Annotated in this window: 15 protein-coding genes; 8 read left to right on the top strand and 7 right to left on the bottom strand. The window is 73.8% G+C overall.

Annotation, left to right across the window (positions count from 1 at the left end; genetic code table 11):
* The first annotated feature begins 207 nt into the window (after window positions 1-207).
* The gene (gene rpsA, locus IE332_RS09250) at window positions 208-1,698 is read left to right on the top strand and encodes a 30S ribosomal protein S1 (protein WP_189914965.1); all 1,491 of its coding nucleotides are present in this window, start codon (window positions 208-210) and stop codon (window positions 1,696-1,698) included.
* A 210-nt stretch (window positions 1,699-1,908) separates the two neighbouring features.
* Window positions 1,909-4,146 (top strand): MMPL family transporter, encoded by a 2,238-nt coding sequence (locus IE332_RS09245; protein WP_189914963.1) that lies wholly within the window; start codon window positions 1,909-1,911, stop codon window positions 4,144-4,146.
* A gap of 40 nt (window positions 4,147-4,186) precedes the next feature.
* Here IE332_RS09245 and IE332_RS09240 read toward each other — a convergent pair whose 3' ends face one another.
* On the bottom strand, window positions 4,187-4,642 hold the full coding sequence (locus IE332_RS09240) for a MarR family winged helix-turn-helix transcriptional regulator (RefSeq protein ID WP_189914961.1): 456 nt from the start codon (window positions 4,640-4,642) through the stop codon (window positions 4,187-4,189).
* 61 nt (window positions 4,643-4,703) lie between these two features.
* Here IE332_RS09240 and IE332_RS09235 point away from each other — a divergent pair, with 61 nt between their 5' ends.
* Both IE332_RS09235 and coaE read left to right on the top strand, forming a co-directional pair.
* The gene (locus IE332_RS09235; RefSeq protein WP_189914959.1) at window positions 4,704-5,345 is read left to right on the top strand and encodes an MBL fold metallo-hydrolase; all 642 of its coding nucleotides are present in this window, start codon (window positions 4,704-4,706) and stop codon (window positions 5,343-5,345) included.
* A 68-nt stretch (window positions 5,346-5,413) separates the two neighbouring features.
* Window positions 5,414-6,013 carry a dephospho-CoA kinase gene (coaE, locus tag IE332_RS09230; RefSeq protein WP_189914957.1) on the top strand — a complete coding sequence of 200 codons (600 nt, stop codon included), beginning with the start codon at window positions 5,414-5,416 and terminating at the stop codon, window positions 6,011-6,013.
* A 58-nt stretch (window positions 6,014-6,071) separates the two neighbouring features.
* Here the strand turns inward: coaE and IE332_RS09225 are convergent, their stop codons facing one another.
* Window positions 6,072-7,304, bottom strand: coding sequence for a sensor histidine kinase (locus IE332_RS09225; protein WP_189914955.1), 1,233 nt, complete (start codon window positions 7,302-7,304; stop codon window positions 6,072-6,074).
* A 102-nt stretch (window positions 7,305-7,406) separates the two neighbouring features.
* On the opposite strand from IE332_RS09225, the gene IE332_RS09220 reads away from it, so the two are divergent.
* Window positions 7,407-8,024: a GNAT family N-acetyltransferase gene (locus IE332_RS09220; RefSeq protein ID WP_189914953.1), complete on the top strand. Its 618-nt coding sequence runs from the start codon at window positions 7,407-7,409 to the stop codon at window positions 8,022-8,024.
* Between the two features lie 64 nt (window positions 8,025-8,088).
* Here the strand turns inward: IE332_RS09220 and IE332_RS09215 are convergent, their stop codons facing one another.
* Window positions 8,089-8,823: a CTP synthase C-terminal region-related (seleno)protein gene (locus tag IE332_RS09215; protein WP_189914951.1), complete on the bottom strand. Its 735-nt coding sequence runs from the start codon at window positions 8,821-8,823 to the stop codon at window positions 8,089-8,091.
* Between the two features lie 70 nt (window positions 8,824-8,893).
* On the opposite strand from IE332_RS09215, the gene IE332_RS09210 reads away from it, so the two are divergent.
* The 3 genes from IE332_RS09210 to IE332_RS09200 all read left to right on the top strand — a co-directional run bounded on the left by IE332_RS09210 (window position 8,894) and on the right by IE332_RS09200 (window position 11,189).
* Window positions 8,894-9,802: a LysR family transcriptional regulator gene (locus IE332_RS09210; protein ID WP_189914949.1), complete on the top strand. Its 909-nt coding sequence runs from the start codon at window positions 8,894-8,896 to the stop codon at window positions 9,800-9,802.
* Window positions 9,803-9,893: 91 nt separating this feature from the next.
* The gene (locus IE332_RS09205) at window positions 9,894-10,448 is read left to right on the top strand and encodes a GNAT family N-acetyltransferase (RefSeq protein ID WP_189914948.1); all 555 of its coding nucleotides are present in this window, start codon (window positions 9,894-9,896) and stop codon (window positions 10,446-10,448) included.
* A gap of 201 nt (window positions 10,449-10,649) precedes the next feature.
* On the top strand, window positions 10,650-11,189 hold the full coding sequence (locus IE332_RS09200; protein WP_189914946.1) for a hypothetical protein: 540 nt from the start codon (window positions 10,650-10,652) through the stop codon (window positions 11,187-11,189).
* A gap of 239 nt (window positions 11,190-11,428) precedes the next feature.
* On the opposite strand, the gene IE332_RS09195 is transcribed toward IE332_RS09200, so the two are convergent.
* The 4 genes from IE332_RS09195 to IE332_RS09180 form a co-directional block, all read right to left on the bottom strand.
* On the bottom strand, window positions 11,429-12,241 hold the full coding sequence (locus tag IE332_RS09195; protein ID WP_189914944.1) for a hypothetical protein: 813 nt from the start codon (window positions 12,239-12,241) through the stop codon (window positions 11,429-11,431).
* A gap of 441 nt (window positions 12,242-12,682) precedes the next feature.
* On the bottom strand, window positions 12,683-13,942 hold the full coding sequence (locus tag IE332_RS09190) for an alpha/beta hydrolase (RefSeq protein ID WP_189914942.1): 1,260 nt from the start codon (window positions 13,940-13,942) through the stop codon (window positions 12,683-12,685).
* A gap of 251 nt (window positions 13,943-14,193) precedes the next feature.
* Window positions 14,194-14,907, bottom strand: coding sequence for a class I SAM-dependent methyltransferase (locus IE332_RS09185; protein WP_189914941.1), 714 nt, complete (start codon window positions 14,905-14,907; stop codon window positions 14,194-14,196).
* Window positions 14,908-15,127: 220 nt separating this feature from the next.
* Window positions 15,128-15,652: a DUF6879 family protein gene (locus IE332_RS09180; RefSeq protein ID WP_189914939.1), complete on the bottom strand. Its 525-nt coding sequence runs from the start codon at window positions 15,650-15,652 to the stop codon at window positions 15,128-15,130.
* Between the last annotated feature and the right edge of the window lie 132 nt (window positions 15,653-15,784).

Here is a 15,784-nt window from a genome sequence, read left to right as displayed (position 1 = left end):
TGCGGGCCTGCGCGCCTCGGACGGAGCAGGTCGCGCTCGCATTCTGTCGAAGACCCCCACGGTCGCAAGACGGACGCCGGTTTTCTCGCTGTGCGGGAAGTTCCGGTGGGCCGTGTCTTGGGCTGTCCGGCTTTTCGGTGGGAGCGATACGGGCCCTCCGCGTGGCATTACCTACGACTTCATGTCCGTACCGGAGCCCTTTTCCTAATGACGAGCCCCACCGACTCCTCCATCAGCACCACCCCGCAGGTCGCGGTCAACGACATCGGCGACGCGGAGGCCTTCCTCGCCGCCATCGACGAGACCATCAAGTACTTCAACGATGGCGACATCGTCGAGGGCGTCATCGTGAAGGTCGACCGTGACGAGGTCCTCCTCGACATCGGTTACAAGACCGAAGGCGTCATCCCGTCCCGCGAGCTCTCGATCAAGCACGACGTTGACCCGCACGAGGTCGTCGCCGTCGGTGACAACATCGAGGCCCTGGTTCTCCAGAAGGAGGACAAGGAGGGTCGTCTGATCCTGTCCAAGAAGCGCGCTCAGTACGAGCGTGCCTGGGGCACGATCGAGAAGATCAAGGAAGAGGACGGCATCGTCACCGGTACCGTCATCGAGGTCGTCAAGGGTGGTCTCATCCTCGACATCGGCCTCCGGGGCTTCCTCCCCGCCTCGCTGGTCGAGATGCGTCGCGTCCGCGACCTCCAGCCCTACGTGGGCAAGGAGCTCGAGGCCAAGATCATCGAGCTGGACAAGAACCGCAACAACGTGGTCCTGTCCCGCCGTGCCTGGCTGGAGCAGACCCAGAGCGAGGTCCGCCAGACCTTCCTCACCACCCTGCAGAAGGGCCAGGTGCGCTCCGGCGTCGTCTCCTCGATCGTCAACTTCGGTGCCTTCGTGGACCTGGGTGGCGTCGACGGCCTGGTGCACGTCTCCGAGCTGTCCTGGAAGCACATCGACCACCCGTCCGAGGTTGTCGAGGTCGGCCAGGAGGTCACCGTCGAGGTTCTCGACGTTGACATGGACCGCGAGCGCGTCTCCCTGTCGCTGAAGGCGACCCAGGAGGACCCGTGGCAGCAGTTCGCCCGTACGCACCAGATCGGCCAGGTCGTCCCGGGTAAGGTCACCAAGCTGGTTCCGTTCGGTGCGTTCGTCCGCGTGGACGAGGGCATCGAGGGTCTGGTCCACATCTCCGAGCTGGCCGAGCGCCACGTGGAGATCCCGGAGCAGGTCGTCCAGGTCGGCGACGAGATCTTCGTCAAGGTCATCGACATCGACCTCGAGCGTCGCCGCATCAGCCTGTCGCTGAAGCAGGCCAACGAGGCGCTGGGTGCCAACCCGGCCGAGGTCGAGTTCGACCCGACCCTGTACGGCATGGCCGCTTCGTACGACGACCAGGGCAACTACATCTACCCGGAGGGCTTCGACCCCGAGGCGAACGACTGGCTGCCCGGCTTCGAGAAGCAGCGTGAGGAGTGGGAGCGCCAGTACGCCGAGGCGCAGACCCGCTTCGAGCAGCACCAGGCCCAGGTCATCAAGAGCCGTGAGGCCGACGCCCAGGCCGCCGAGGAGGGTGGCGACGCCGTCGCCGCCGCCGCCGGTGGTTCCTACTCGTCCTCCAGCGACGAGGGCTCCGGCGCCCTGGCCTCCGACGAGGCCCTGGCCGCCCTGCGCGAGAAGCTGGCGGGCGGCCAGAGCTGACGCTCTCGCCTCCTACTAGCTGACAGCTGGTAATTGGGCCCCACCCGGATTTCCGGGTGGGGCCCAATTCGTTTTCCCGGGTGACTTTTGCACTTTGCAACTGATGTGTTCTTTATGTGAAGGCAAGTGTGAGAAGGGGCTCATTGCCCTTCTATAGGCCGGAGTTCGGGTTGCACCTACATTGAGTGGAACTGCCCGAAAGGCTCCTTCATGCGCAAACCCTCCTCCGCCGCCCCCGACGCCGTGGTCGGCGGCCGGCTCGCGGCACTCGGCCGGTTCTGCTTCCGCCACCGCCGCTGGGTGCTCGGCTTCTGGGCCGTCGTCCTGGTCGTCGGCGTCCTGATCGGGGGTCGGGTGTTCGAGGGCTCGGTGGCCGGGGCCTCCTCCGCCACCGCCGAGGCCGACCGGGGCGGCGCGGTGGTCGCCGCGGTCGACCCGGCCAAGGGCACCGTCACCGCGGTGGTGGACGGCAAGCCGGTGGACGATCCGGCGGTCAGGGCCGCCGTCGAGAAGGCCACCGCCGAGATCACCGGACTGCCCGGGGTCTCCTCCGCCCTCGACGCGTACGGCTCCGGCCCGGCGTCGGCCGCGCTGCGCTCCGCCGACGGGACGGCGAGCCTGGTCACCGTACGGCTGGCCGACACCGCCACCTCCGCCCAGACCGACGCCGTCACCCAGCGGCTGGCCGCGCTGGACGGCGCGGGCGGCGCGCACGTGACCGTCGGCGGGGACCTGGTGCTGCAGGACGAGGTCAAGAAGCAGACGGAGAAGGACACCCGCTTCGGCGAGATGGTGACGCTGCCGCTCACGCTGGTCGTCATGGTGCTGGTCTTCGGCGGGCTCGCGGCGGCCTCGCTGCCGGTGATCGGGGCGGTCGCCTCGGTGGGCGGCGCGCTGCTGGCCATGTTCGGGTTCAGCAAGATCATGGACATCGACACCAGCGTGCTGCCGATCGCCACCGTGCTGGGGCTCGGACTCTCGATCGACTACGCGCTGCTCATGGTGAATCGTTTCCGCGAGGAACGCGGCCACGGCGCGGGCATCGCCGCCGCCGTCGAACGCACCGCGGCGACCGCCGGGCGCACCGTGGCCTTCTCCGGACTGACCGTGGCCGTCGCGCTGTCGGGCCTGTTCGTCTTCACCAGCCCGGTCCTGGGAGCGGTGGCCGCGGCCGGGGTGAGCGTGGTGGTGATCGCCGTCGCCGCCGCGCTCACCCTGATCCCCGCGCTGCTCGGCTTCGCCGGCTCGCGGATCAAGACACCCACCGCGCCGGTGCCCGACGAGGGCTTCTTCAGCCGGACCGTCCGCCGGGTCCGCAAACGGGCGGTCGCGGTCGCGCTCGCCTGCACCGCGCTGCTGATGGCCGCCGGCGCGCCCTTCCTGCACGCCGAGATGCGCAACTCCGGCGCCGCCGTACTGCCCGCCTCCTCGGCCGGGCGGCAGGTCGCCGAGACCGTCGACCAGCGCTTCCCGCAGGTCGCGGCCGCGCCGATCACGGTGGTGGTCGAGGGCGGCGCGGCGGTGGCGCAGGCGTACGCGGACGAGGTGGTCGCCAAGCTGCCCGGGGTCAGCGGGGTCCGGGCGGTGAGCCCGGTGAACGACGCGGTCTCCACGATCGACGTGCTGGTGCACGGCGACCCGCAGGGCGGGCAGGCCAAGCACGTGGTGGAGGAACTGCGGGCCGACCGGGGCGGGCTGAAGACCTACGTCACCGGCGGCGCGGCCTCGGTGGTCGACTTCCAGCAGGAACTGCTCTCGCGCGGCCCGTGGGCGCTCGGGCTGGTCGCGGTCGGGACGCTGGTGCTGCTGTTCCTGATGACCGGCTCGGTGGTGATGCCGGTCAAGGCACTGCTGATGAACCTGCTCTCGCTGGGCGCCTCGCTCGGCGCGCTCACCCTGGTGTTCCAGGACGGCTGGTTCAGCGGGCTGCTCGGCTTCAGCCCGACCGGCGGCCTGGAGACCTTCATCCCGGTGCTGGTCTTCGCCTTCGCCTTCGGGCTGTCCATGGACTACGAGGTGTTCCTGCTCGCCCGGATCAAGGAACTGCGGGACAAGGGGCACAGCTGTACCCGGGCGGTGGAGCTGGGCGTCCAGCGCAGCGGCCGGATCATCACCTCGGCGGCGCTGCTGATGGTGATCGTCTTCGCCGGGTTCGCGCTCGGGGACATGCTGATGGTCAAGCAGATGGGCATCGCCCTGGCCGTCGCCGTCGCCGTGGACGCCACCCTGGTGCGCTGCCTGCTGGTGCCCGCCGCGATGAGCCTGTTCGGCGAGTTCAACTGGTGGGCGCCCGCGCCGCTGCGGCGACTGCACCGGCGGTTCGGGCTGAGCGAGCACGTCGACCTGCCGGAGATCCGGCCGGCGGCGGTCATCCCGACGCCGCGGGCGGCGGAGGGGGAGTCGGTGGCCGGGGAGCCGGTGGACAAGGGCCTGGTGAAGGTCTCCTAGTCCGAGGGTCAGCTGGTCCGAGGCCCAGCTGGGCCGAAGCTCAGCGCAGGCGGTCCAGCAGGGCGACGGCGCCGCGCAGGCGGGCCCGTTCCTCGGGGGTGAGACGGGCCTCGATCGCGGTGGCGATGTGGTGCTCGCGGCGGGCGCGTTGGTCGAGCAGGGCGGCGCGGCCGGCCGCGGTGACGGCGATGAGCTGCTTGCGGCCGTCGGTGGGGTGGGGCTGCTGGGCGACCAGGCCCGCCTCGGCCATCAGGGCGACGGTGCGGGCCATCGACTGGTGGCGGACGCGCCGGAGGTCGGCGAGTTCGGCCACGGTGCAGGAGCGTTCGTCGCGGACCAGCAGGCCGAGCACCGCGGCCTGGTTCGGCGGCAGGTCGTCGCTGTCGCGCAGGGCGCGGACCAGGCCGCCGAGGGCGGCGCGCAGGTCGGCGGCGAGTTCCAGGGTGTCCGGGTGCGGGGTGCCGGGGGTGCCGGTGTCGGGGGCGTCGTTGGGCATGGGAGCAGTCTATCCGGAATTTCCACAGCACTGCTGTACAGCTTTGCTGTAGTGTTTTGCCATGCGAATCACCAAGTTCGGACACGCCTGCGTACGCGTCGAGCACGGCGACACCACCGTCGTCGTCGACCCCGGGGTGTTCACCGACCCCGCCGCCCTGGCCGGGGCGGACGCCGTCCTGATCACCCACGAGCACATGGACCACTTCGAGGAGTCCCGGCTGCGCGCCGCGCTGGAGGCCGACCCGGCGCTGCGGGTGTGGACCAACAGCACCGTCGCCGCCCAGCTGGAGGGCGTCGCGCAGCGGGTCACCGCGGTCGGCGAGGGCGACGCCTTCGAGCTCGGCGGGCTCGGCGTCTCGGTGCACGGCGAGTGGCACGCGGTGATCCACCCGGACATGCCGCCGGTCAGGAACATCGGCTTCCTCTTCGACGGCCGGCTCTTCCATCCCGGCGACGCCTTCACCGTGCCGCCGCACGCCGTGGACACCCTGCTGCTGCCGCTCGCCGCGCCGTGGAGCAAGGCCTCCGAGGTGGTCGACTACGTCCGGGAGGCGGGGCCGCGCCGGGCCGTGCCGGTCCACGAGGCGGTGCTCAGCCCGGCCGGGTTCGCCGTGCACAGCCGGCTGGTCGGGCCGGACGGGCCGGGCACGGGCGCGGAGCTGGCGCTCCTCGGGGACGGGGAGAGCCTGGAGCTGGGCTGACCGGTTGCTGCCGCGGGGGCGGCTGCCCGGTGCTGACGGGTCCGGTGGTGCGCCGGTAGCCTGGCGCCATGCTGAAGATCGGACTGACGGGTGGCATCGGGGCGGGCAAGAGCGAGGTGTCCCGGCTGTTCGCCGCGCACGGCGCGGTGATCGTGGACTCCGACGTGATCGCCCGCGAGGTGGTCGCCCCCGGGACGGACGGTCTGGCGGCCGTGGCCGCCGAGTTCGGCCCGGGGGTGCTGCGGGAGGACGGCACGCTGGACCGCCCGGCCCTCGGGGCGATCGTGTTCGCCGACCCCGAGCGGCTGAAGGCGCTGAACGCGATCGTCCACCCGCTGGTGCGGGCCCGCTCCGCCGAACTGGAGGCCGCCGCCGCGCCCGACGCGGTCGTGGTGCACGACGTGCCGCTGCTGGCCGAGAACGGGCTGGCGTCGCTGTTCGACCTGATCGTGGTGGTCGACGCGGCCGACGAGGTGCGGCTCGACCGGCTGGTGCGGCTGCGCGGGATGGCCGAGGCGGAGGCCCTGGCCCGGATGGACGCGCAGGCCTCCCGGGTGGACCGGCTGTCGATCGCGGACCTGGTGATCGACAACGGTGGCGGGCTGGCGGAGCTGACGGCCCGGGTGGACGAGGTCTGGGCGGAGCTGGCGGAGCGCGCGGCGGCCTGAGCCGGGCCTGAGCCGGGGGCCGTGCGAGGCCTTCAGGGCTGCTCGGGGCCCGCGGGGCTCAGGTGGCGGGTACGGCTCGCGGGGCGCCGAGCGGCAGCCGGGCCCGGACGGCGAAGCCGCCCTCCGGGGTCGGTCCGGCGTGCAGGGCGCCGCCGAGGTCGCCGGCCCGGGTGTGCATGCCGGTCAGGCCGTGGCCGCCGGAGGGCAGCTCCGGGCCGCCGTCCGGCCCGGTGTCCCTCAGGTCGGTGCCGCCCGTGGGGGAGTTGACCACCGCCAGGCGCAGCCCGTCCGGCCGGACCTCGACGGTGACGGCCACCTCGGCGGCCGGGGCGTGCTTGTGCGCGTTGGTCAGCGCCTCCTGGACGATCCGGTAGGCCGCGTACTGCACGGCGGGCCCGGGCGCGGCCGGCCCGTCGGCCGGGCCGGTGACGGTCAGTCCGACCGCGAGGCCGGCCTGCCGGGACTCCTCGACGAGGGTGGGCAGGCCGCGCAGCGAGGGCGCCCGGTCGGCGGGCGTGGTCAGTACGCCCAGCAGGCCGCGCAGTTCGGTGAGCGCCTGCAGGCCGAGGGCGCGGATCAGGCCGAGCGTCTCCCGTACGGCGGTCGGGTCCCCGGCGTGGGCGACCTGGGCGGCGCCCGCGTGCAGGGTGATCAGCGAGACCCGGTTGGAGACCACGTCGTGCATCTCCCGCGCCAGCCGGGCGCGTTCGGCGGCCGTGGCGCGTTCCCCGGCGTGCCGGCGGGCCTCCTCCAGCAGCCGGTTGCGTTCGCCGAGGAAGCGGTTGCGCTCGGCGAGCACCCGGACGGTGTGGGCGCGGCCGTGGGTGGCCAGCCCGAGGACGAGCGGGACCGCGCCGAAGACCAGCGGGTCCTCGACCAGGCCGGCGAGCGAGGAGGGGGTGCCGACGTCCCCGAGGTCGAAGGGGACGAGCAGCCGCAGCTCGGCCGCGGCCGCCAGCGCGTACAGCGGCACCGTGCCGCCGCGCCGCGCCGCCAGCCCGTACAGGGCGATGGCGAGCGGGAGCTGACCGCTCAGCAGGGTGGCCGCGGTGACCGCCGCCGGGTGCCGGCGGCGCAGGGCCAGGGCGAGGCCGCCGAACGCCATCAGGGCGGCGTTGACCGGCGGTGAGACGGTCGGGCCGAAGTCGGGGTCCTTCGCGGCGAGCGGGACGAGCACCAGCAGGACCAGCGCGGTCGGTCCCAGGGCCCGGACCGGGTGGGGCAGGCGCAGCGGCGGGCCGAGCAGCGGGGCGTCGGGGTCGGCGACCGACGGGTCGGTGGGCTGCTGCATGAGGGGAATGGTTCCACAGCGCGGTGCGGCCGGGACGGTCTCCGGAGCGAGTGGCCGGGAAGGGACTGTCGAAGAGCCGCCGGTGGGGGAGAGCATGGCGGGATGAATGATCGTTTTCAGCCGGAGCAGCACCCGGCCGAGCAGCACCCGAGCGAGCAGGACGGCACCGAGCAGCACCCGGCCGGGGCGCCGGTCGTCACCGGGCCGCCGGCCGTCGAGCGGCTGGCGCGGTACACCCGCGCCGAGCAGGAGGAGGTCCTCGGCCCCGGGGCCGACCCGTACGGCGTCGCGTACACCGGGCTGACCTTCCTGCCCAAGGAGATCCACTTCGGGGTCCGGGCCGCCGACGGCCGGCTCGTCGCCCACACCGGACTGCTGCCGCTGCCGCTCACCGCGGGCGGTACCGACCTGGTGGTGATGGGCGTCGGCGGGGTCTGCGTGGCCCCCGACCGGCGCGGCGGCGGCCTCGCGCGCACCGTGGTCGGGGCCGCCCTGGACCACGCGCGCACGCTCGGCCACCGGCACGCGCTGCTGTTCTGCCGTCCACCGCTGGCCGCCTTCTACCGGGGGATGGGCTTCCGGGAGGTGGCGGAGGAGGTGACGGTGGAGCAGCCGGAGGGGCGGCTGGCGGTGATGCCGCTGCGCACCATGTGGGCGCCGCTGGCGGCGGGCGCCGGGTGGCCGGAGGGGCCGGTGCGGCTGCGGTCGCTGCCGATGTGAGGCAGGGTCGGGCGGTGTCGGCCGGGTCGGGCGGTGCCAGCCGGGTCAGGCAGCGACGGCCGGGTCAGGCGGTGACGGACCAGGCGGTGTCCGCGTGGGCCACGGCGGCGCCGGCCAGCGCGCGGATCATGGCGTGCGCCCGGGTGCCGTCGCCGGACAGCTCGGGCTGGAACAGCGAGGCGAGGAAGAACGGGTGGTCCTGGTCCGACAGCTCCAGGATCCGCACCTCGCCCGACTCGTCGGCGCCGCTGAACCGCAGGCCGTGGGCGCGCAGCCGGTCCAGGTAGGCGGCGTTGAGACCGTACGCGCAGTGGTAGCGCTCCTGGGTGCGGGTGGTGCCGAGGACGCGCTCGGCGAGGCTGCCCGGGGTGACGGTGACGGCGCCCTCGTGGCCGACCAGCGAGCAGCTCAGCGGGGCGATCACCTGCTGCTCCCGGTCGGGGTGCTCCTCGGCGTGGACGGCGTCGGTCAGGCCGCAGACGTCGCGGGCGTACTCCAGCACCGCGTGCTGGAAGCCGGCGCAGGTGCCGAGGAAGGGGATGCCGCGCTCGCGGGCGGTCCGGACGGCGGCCAGGGCGCCGGCCTCGCTGCGGTACGGGCTGCCGGGGAGCAGCCAGATCGCGTCGAAGCCGTCCAGGGCGCCGGGCTCCCCGGCGTTCTCGGTCGGGATCCAGTAGGCGTCCAGGACGAGCCGGTCGTGCTCGGCGAGGGCGTCGAGCAGGCCGGGGATGCGGGCGTGCGAGCGGACGGCGGGGGAGCGGTCGCCGACCAGGGCGATCCGCGGGGTCAGGTAGGTCATGCGGCTATCCTGACCCCGCACCCGAGATCAGCGCCAACGATGATTTCTTACCTCTCGATCAGATCGGTTGATGGCCGCCGTGGATCCCCAGCAGCTGCGCACCTTCGTCACCGTCACCCGTGTCGGCTCCTTCTCGGACGCGGCGCGGGAACTCGGTTACACCCAGTCCGCGGTCTCCCAGCAGATCGCCGCGCTGGAGGCGGACCTCGGCACCGCCCTGCTGGTCCGCCGCCCGGTCGGCCCGACCGAGGCCGGGCGGCGGCTGCTGGAACACGCCGCGCCGCTGCTGGTCCGGCTGGAGGCGGCGCGCGCCGACGTCGCGCGCCTGGCCGGTGCCCCGAGCGCCCGGCTGGTTCTCGGCGCCACCCCGCTGGCGGTCGGGGCGGCGCTGGGGCGCGCGCTCGGCGAGGTGCGCCGGGCGTACCCGCGGGTGGAACCGGTGGTCCGGGTCCTCGCCCAGGACGTGCTGCCCGCCCAGGTCGCCACCGGCGAGGTCGACCTCGCCCTGATCGACGGCCTCGCCGCACCCAGCGACCCGCTGCCGCTGCCCGAGGTCGGCCCGCTGCGCACCGTCGCGGTGGCCGAACGGCCGGTCGCCGTCGCCCTGCCGGCCGGCCACCCGCTGGCCGGCCGCGGCGGCCTCGCGCTCGCCGACCTCTCCGCCGCTCGCTGGCTGGACGCCCCCGACCTCACCCCGCCGGTGGCCCGGCTGCGCGCGGCCACCGGCGTCGACGGCTTCCGGCCCGCCACCCGCTACGAGGGCACCGACCTGCACGGGCTGCTCGCGCTGGTCGCCGCCGGGCACGGGCTGACGCTGCTGCCCGAACCGCTGCCGGCCGGGGTGCCCGGGGTGGCGTGCGCGCCGATCGCCGCGCCCCGGCTGGTGCACCGCACCGAGCTGGTGCACGGCAGCCTGCCGGAGGGGCCGGCGGCGCTGCTGGCGCGGCTGCTGGGGGAGGGCGGTGGCGGGGCGGCTTGAGGCGGGGCGGTGTGGTGCGGGTCGGCGTGCTGCGGAGGGCACCCGGATTTCCGGTTGCGGCGGCCACCGGGGCCGATGAAATGATCACGAGATGAGCACCATCATCAGACGTGTACGGCAAGAGGACTGGGCGCGGGTCAGGGAGATCCGGCTGGACGCGCTGCGGGACCCGGTCGCGGCCATCGCCTTCCTGGAGACCCACGAGCAGGCGGCCGCCAGGCCCGACGAGTTCTGGCAGGGCCGCGCGACGGGCGCAGCCGAGGGCTCCGCGGTGGCGCAGTTCGTCGCCGAGGACGCGGACGGGCGCTGGCTCGGCACGGTCAGCGTGCTGATCGAGCACCCCGGCGGGCCGGCCGCCCTGGAGGGCGACGTCATCGAGGTCGAGCAGGCGCACATCGTCGCGGTCTACGTCCGGCCCGAGGCGCGTGGCACCGGGCTGGCGCCCGACCTCATCCGGGCCGCCCGGGACTGGGCGTGGTCGCTGACCGACCCCCGGATCGAGCGGGTGCGGCTGTTCGTCCACGAGGACAACGCCCGGGCCGAGGCGATGTACGTCAAGGCCGGCTTCGAGCACACCGGCGTGGCGCTGCCCGTGCCCGGTGGGGTGCCGGGGCGGGAGATCGAACTCGCCGTGCTCCGGGGCTGATCGGGGCTCCTCGACGGCCGGGGCCGGGGCCGGGACCGGTCGCGGTCGGCCAGGGCCGGGCAGGGTTGTGAAGGCCGGCCGGGGTTGTGAAGACCGGGTCACCGGGCGTTCACGCACCGGGACTGACGGTCGTCGCCGGTGCGGTGGTGTCATGAACACAGTCGCCCGGTGACCGACCGGGCCGGCCCAGGAGACTTCCCCATGATGCTCCGTCAGCGCCTGACCGTCGTCGCCACGGCGACCGCCCTCGCCGCCGCCGGGCTCGCCGTCGGCACCGCCCACGCCGTCACCGCGAACTCCCGTACCGTCACCGCGAGTTGTTCGCAGGCCTACCTTCCCCTGCCCGACCCGAGCTGCACCCCCGGCGCGTACAACCCGGACGTCACCCAGGACACCATCGGGCAGACCATCTGCGTCTCCGGCTGGACCGCCACCGTCCGCCCGCCGACCAGCTACACCAACCCGCTGAAGGTGCGGCAGATCGCCCAGTACGGCTACGCGGACACCAGCACGGCCGACTACGAGGAGGACCACCTCGTGCCGCTGGAGCTCGGCGGCGCCCCGCGCGACCCGGCCAACCTCTGGCCCGAGCCCCGCTACGGCAGCCAGCCGGCGCAGAGCAAGGACTCCGTCGAGACCAAGCTCAAGAACGCGGTCTGCGGCGGCCGGGTCGGCCTGGACGACGCCCGCGCCGCGATCGCCGAGGACTGGACCACCGCCCTCGGCGTCCTGGGGCTGTGACCCGCGCCCCGGGCGTGGTGAAGCCGGTTCACCGCGCCCGGGCGTGAAGGAGCCGCCCGGCCCGTCCGGTCCCCTGTGCCGGGCGGACCGGGCGGCCGTCTATGGGGTGCCGGCGCTCGGATGGAGCGCCGCGCGAGCCGACCGCGCGGATCAGCCGCGGCGGTCGTGCGGATCAGCCGCAGTCGTCGTGCTGATCGGCCGCGGCCGTCGTGTTGGATCGGCTGCGGCCGTCGTGCGGATCAGCCGCAGCCCGGGAGGGCCTCGCACATCGGCGCGGTCATGCCGGTGCCGACGTAGCGGTCCTCGGGGGCCTTCCAGGCGTCCTTGGGCTGGGCGCCGCCCTTGGTGGTCGCCCAGACGGACAGCTCGCTGACCGCCCCGCCGTCGGTGACCACGTACTCGTGCAGGGTGACGGTGCCGCCGTCGGCCTGCGGGACGGTCAGGACGGCCGCGAAGTACGGTGCGTCCGCGGCGCTGTTGACCTTGACGGTGGCGCCGGGCGCGGTCTTGGCGCAGCCCTTCAGCGCGTCCGTCAGGCGCGAGTCGACCATGTTGGTCGTCTGCTTGGTGCCGCTGCTGTGGGTCGGGTCGCCGACGAACAGCAGGGTCTGCTGGGCCGTCCAGCGGTCGCCGCCGAAGCCGACCGAGGCCTTCGCGGAGGCGGCGCCGGCGAACCCGTACTCGTCGTCCTTGGCGATCGGGGCGTGGCACAGCTCCATGCCCTTGAACTGGACCGGACCGGTCTGCGGCTTGGCGTTGGCCGCCAGCGGCGCGTAGTGGTAGGTCTCGTCCATCGGGATGCTCTTGGTGTCCATCCAGGCCTTGGCCGGGATGCCCTTGCCCGCGCCCTCGGCGCCGCCGGTGCCGGCCGGCTTCGGGGCGCCCGTGGCGGGGGCACCGGTTCCGGTGCCGGCCGGGGCGGCGGTGGCGGACGGTGCGGGGGCGGCGGTCTTGCCGGCGTCCTGACCCGCGTTGTCCGGGCCGCAGGCGCTCAGGGCGCCCAGGCAGACGAGGGCGGCGGCGGTGGCGGTGACCAGTCGGGTGCTGCGCAACTGACGATTCCTCAAGTGTCCGGTGGCGTGGATCGGGGTCCGGTGCGCATCGGCCGCGGGCCGCGGATCCGCGGCACCGCCCGTTCGCCCCCGCCGCCCGGGCGACCCGTGGTCGCGGGCACTCGGCATGGCTGTTCCTCCCCCGTTGTCGTGCGGCCGTCCGGCTCCTGGTCGCTGCGGCCCGCTCGGGTCTGAGGGGCGGTCAGCGCCGGTGCTGCGTCGACGGCGGTCGAAACCTACGCCAAGCGACCGCCGGGAGCAAAGCGGGATTCCGGCGGACGCTCGGGCGGCCGGGAGGGCCGCCCGGCACTGGTGGGGAACATGTGTGCGGGCGTGGCGGGAGCTATGGGCGGGGCGCGGGGGAATTCTGGAGCGGGCGGCGGGCGATGGGTGCCGCCGAGGCGGCCTCCGGGGGCTTCCGAGCGGCCCGCGTACGGTGCGCTACCCGTGGGCGCCCGGGACGCCGAGCTGCTGGGCGAGCCAGGGGAGGGCCTGGGCGAAGGTGGCGGCGCCGGTCTGCCAGCTGTGCTTTCCCGAGCCGACGGTGGACACGGTGCGGATGCCGTCCTTCCTGGCCGCCGCGTCCAGGGCCTTGGCGGACTCGATCTGGCCGTGCTCCTCGTCGCCCTGGCCGAAGTAGCCCGAGACGCCCTGGTACTTGGGGTGGTGGGCGAGCACGGTCAGCGGGTCATGGGCGGCCCAAGCCGCGGCGTCCCCGCCGTACAGCTCCTGGACGGTGTGGTCCTTGTCACCGATGAACGGGCCCTTGTCGCCCGAGAAGTCGCCGAAGTGCGTGAAGACACCCGGATGTTCGACGGTCAGGTCGACGGCGCAGGTGCCGCCCATCGACCAGCCGGCCACGCCCCACTTGTGCGGGTCGGTGGCGGCGTTGAACGTCTTCTGGACGAACGGCGGGATGTCCTTGACCAGGTGGGATTCGGAGTTGCCGTGCGGACCGTCCACGCACTCGGTGTCCACCCGGAAGCCGCCGGTGGCGTCCGCGAAGACCAGGATCGGGGCGAAGCCGTTGTGCCGGGCGGCGAACTCGTCGGCGGTCTTCACCGCGTTGCCGGAGCGGATCCAGTTGTCCGGCGCCGCGAACTCGCCGCCGATCATCTCCAGCACCGGCAGCTTGGGCCGGGTCTGGCTGCGGAACCAGGCGGGCGGCAGGTAGACCAGCTCCGGGCGGTGGGCGAAGCCGCCGCCGGTGTCCGGGATGTCGACCTGGACGATGCGGCCGGTCCTCGTCTTCCCGTGGACGGAGGCGAGCTCGGCGAGCGTGATCTGCTCCGGCAGCGGCTGCCCGCTGAGCTCACCGAACGCGTCGCCCAGGGTCGGGTAGTAGCCGGTCGCGGCGTTCAGGCTGTTCGCGGCGCAGAACAGCGCCAGCAGCGCGGTCGGCACCACCAGCGCCCGCCGCCACCAGCGCGCGCCCCGCCAGCCGAACCCGAGCACGCACAACGCCCCGACCGCCACCCCGCTCCACAGCCACACCCCGTACGGGATCGGGTCGGTGATCCCGCTCAGCGCCGGCACGGCCACGGCGGCGACGACGGTGACCACCAGCGCCGTCCCCAGCGCGATCGGCCCCCACTTCACCCGCCACGCCCGGTCCCGTCGGCCCACCGCGCCGAGGAACAGCACGAGCGCCGCGGCCTGGACCGTCCACGGGAACCAGCCGTCGAGCAGGGAGACGTTCATGCGGCCGGAGGCTACGCGGGGAGGATGAGAGCCTGGTGAGAGGCTGGCAGTTCGCTGGGAGGGAGCTGTGAGAGGGTGGGGGAGGAAGGGGGAAGGGGGCGCCGAAGAGCGCGGAGCCGGGCGCCACCGCCTGGCGCACCGCCCTCGGCCCGCTCGGCCCGGCCCAGCGGCGGCTGGCCGTCGACACGCTCCTGGCGTACGAGGCCGCCGTGGGCGCCGAGCGGGACTGACGCCTTCGGCCGGGGGTCGGGTCAGGTGCCGGTGGGCCGCCGGAACAGGGCCGTGAGCAGGAAGGGCAGGCCGAAGGTCGCCGAACCGGGCTCCTGGGCGGGCATCGGGCGGACCTCCAGCGGGGTGAAGTCGCGGAACAGTGACCGGAGTTCGTCCGGCGAGTAGGCCAGGCCACCCTCCAGCTCGCCCAGCCGGTACAGCTCCTCGTCGGGCCGCTCGGACCCCATCGCCCCGGCCGCGAACGCGGTGACCGCGAAGTGCCCGCCCGGCGCGAGGACACGGTCCAGCAGCGCGAGGTAGCTGACCCGGCGGTGCGGCGGGAGGTGGTGCAGGCAGCCGGAGTCGTAGACCAAGTCGTACTGTGCGTAGGGGAGTTCGGCCTCGAAGATGCTCGCCCGGTGGAAGCGCAGCCCGGTGCCGATACCGGCCTCGCGGGCGCGCTCCCCGGCCCAGGCGACGGCGGCGGAGGAGAGGTCGACGGCATCCACCTCGAAGCCGCGGGAGGCCAGATGGACGGCGTTCCGGCCGGGGCCGCAGCCCAGGTCGAGAGCGCGGCCGGGGAGGAGCAGGCCGCGGTCGAGGTAGGAGACCAGGTTCTCGTCCGGCGCCGGGGTGAAGAACGGGCGATCGGCGGACCGGTCCGCGTAGAAACGGTCCCACCAGGACTCGGCCGGTGGGAAGAGCCGGTCGAGCAGCGCCAGAACGTCCTCGGTGGTGCGGATCGTACGGTTCATACGGTCGAGCCTAGGCGGCCCGGCGGATGCGTGCGAGTGCCCCAAAACCCGCTGTGACGTGGGCTGTTGGGGATCCGGTGGTCGCGGTGGGAACGGGTGGTTCAGCCCCGGGCCGGGGCGCGGTGACGCCCCGGCGCGGGGCCGGGAAAGGGCCGTTCCGCGCGGTGCTGAGGGCTGCTCCGAAGGGGGTCGGAGCAAAGCTTCGACAAAGGGCGGCGGGTCAGACGGCGTACCGGTCGTGCGGGGTGCCGCGCTCCCACACCGCCTCGAAGGCGTCGGCGACCAGCTTCACCACGGCCGGGTCCTCGCTGTACTCGTGGCCTGCCCAGTCACCGTCGCCGGTGAACCAGTGGAACAGCACCAAGCAGTCGTCGATCAGCCAGAGATCGTTGCCGGGGAGCGCGATGTCGGAGGCCAGCCGCCGGGGCAGCCACCGCACCTGCTCCCCGGCCGCGATGTTCACCGGCGTGAGCGCGTGCTCCCACCGGATGTACTCGGTGACCGGCTCGGAGACGATCCGGGCCCGCCGCATGACGACACCACGTCCGACGGTCTCCCGGACCAGCGGCACCCAGCCGGCCCAGCCCTCGGAATCCGGATCCAGATCGACCCGGCCCGAGCGCCTGAACTCCTCGAAGTCCTCGGCCTCGTAGGCGACTCCATAGACGTCGCGCATCTCCAGATGGACGGCCGTCCGCTGAGCGCCCCGGAGCAGAGCGGTGTAGTCCGGATCCTTCTGCGTCATCACATGCCTTTCGTAGGAGTGGCATCGCCCGCACCTTCACAGATTTGCCAGGGCGAGGGCGAGGGCGAGGGCGAGTTCGGTGGCGGTGGGGCGGTCCTGCGCGGGTGCGCGCAGGACCGCCCGCAGCGGGCT

The organism is Kitasatospora xanthocidica (assembly GCF_014656195.1).
Taxonomy (GTDB): Bacteria; Actinomycetota; Actinomycetes; order Streptomycetales; family Streptomycetaceae; genus Kitasatospora; species Kitasatospora xanthocidica.
Note: the sequence above shows the minus strand (reverse complement) of the source record. Positions and strands in the feature narration are given on the sequence as shown.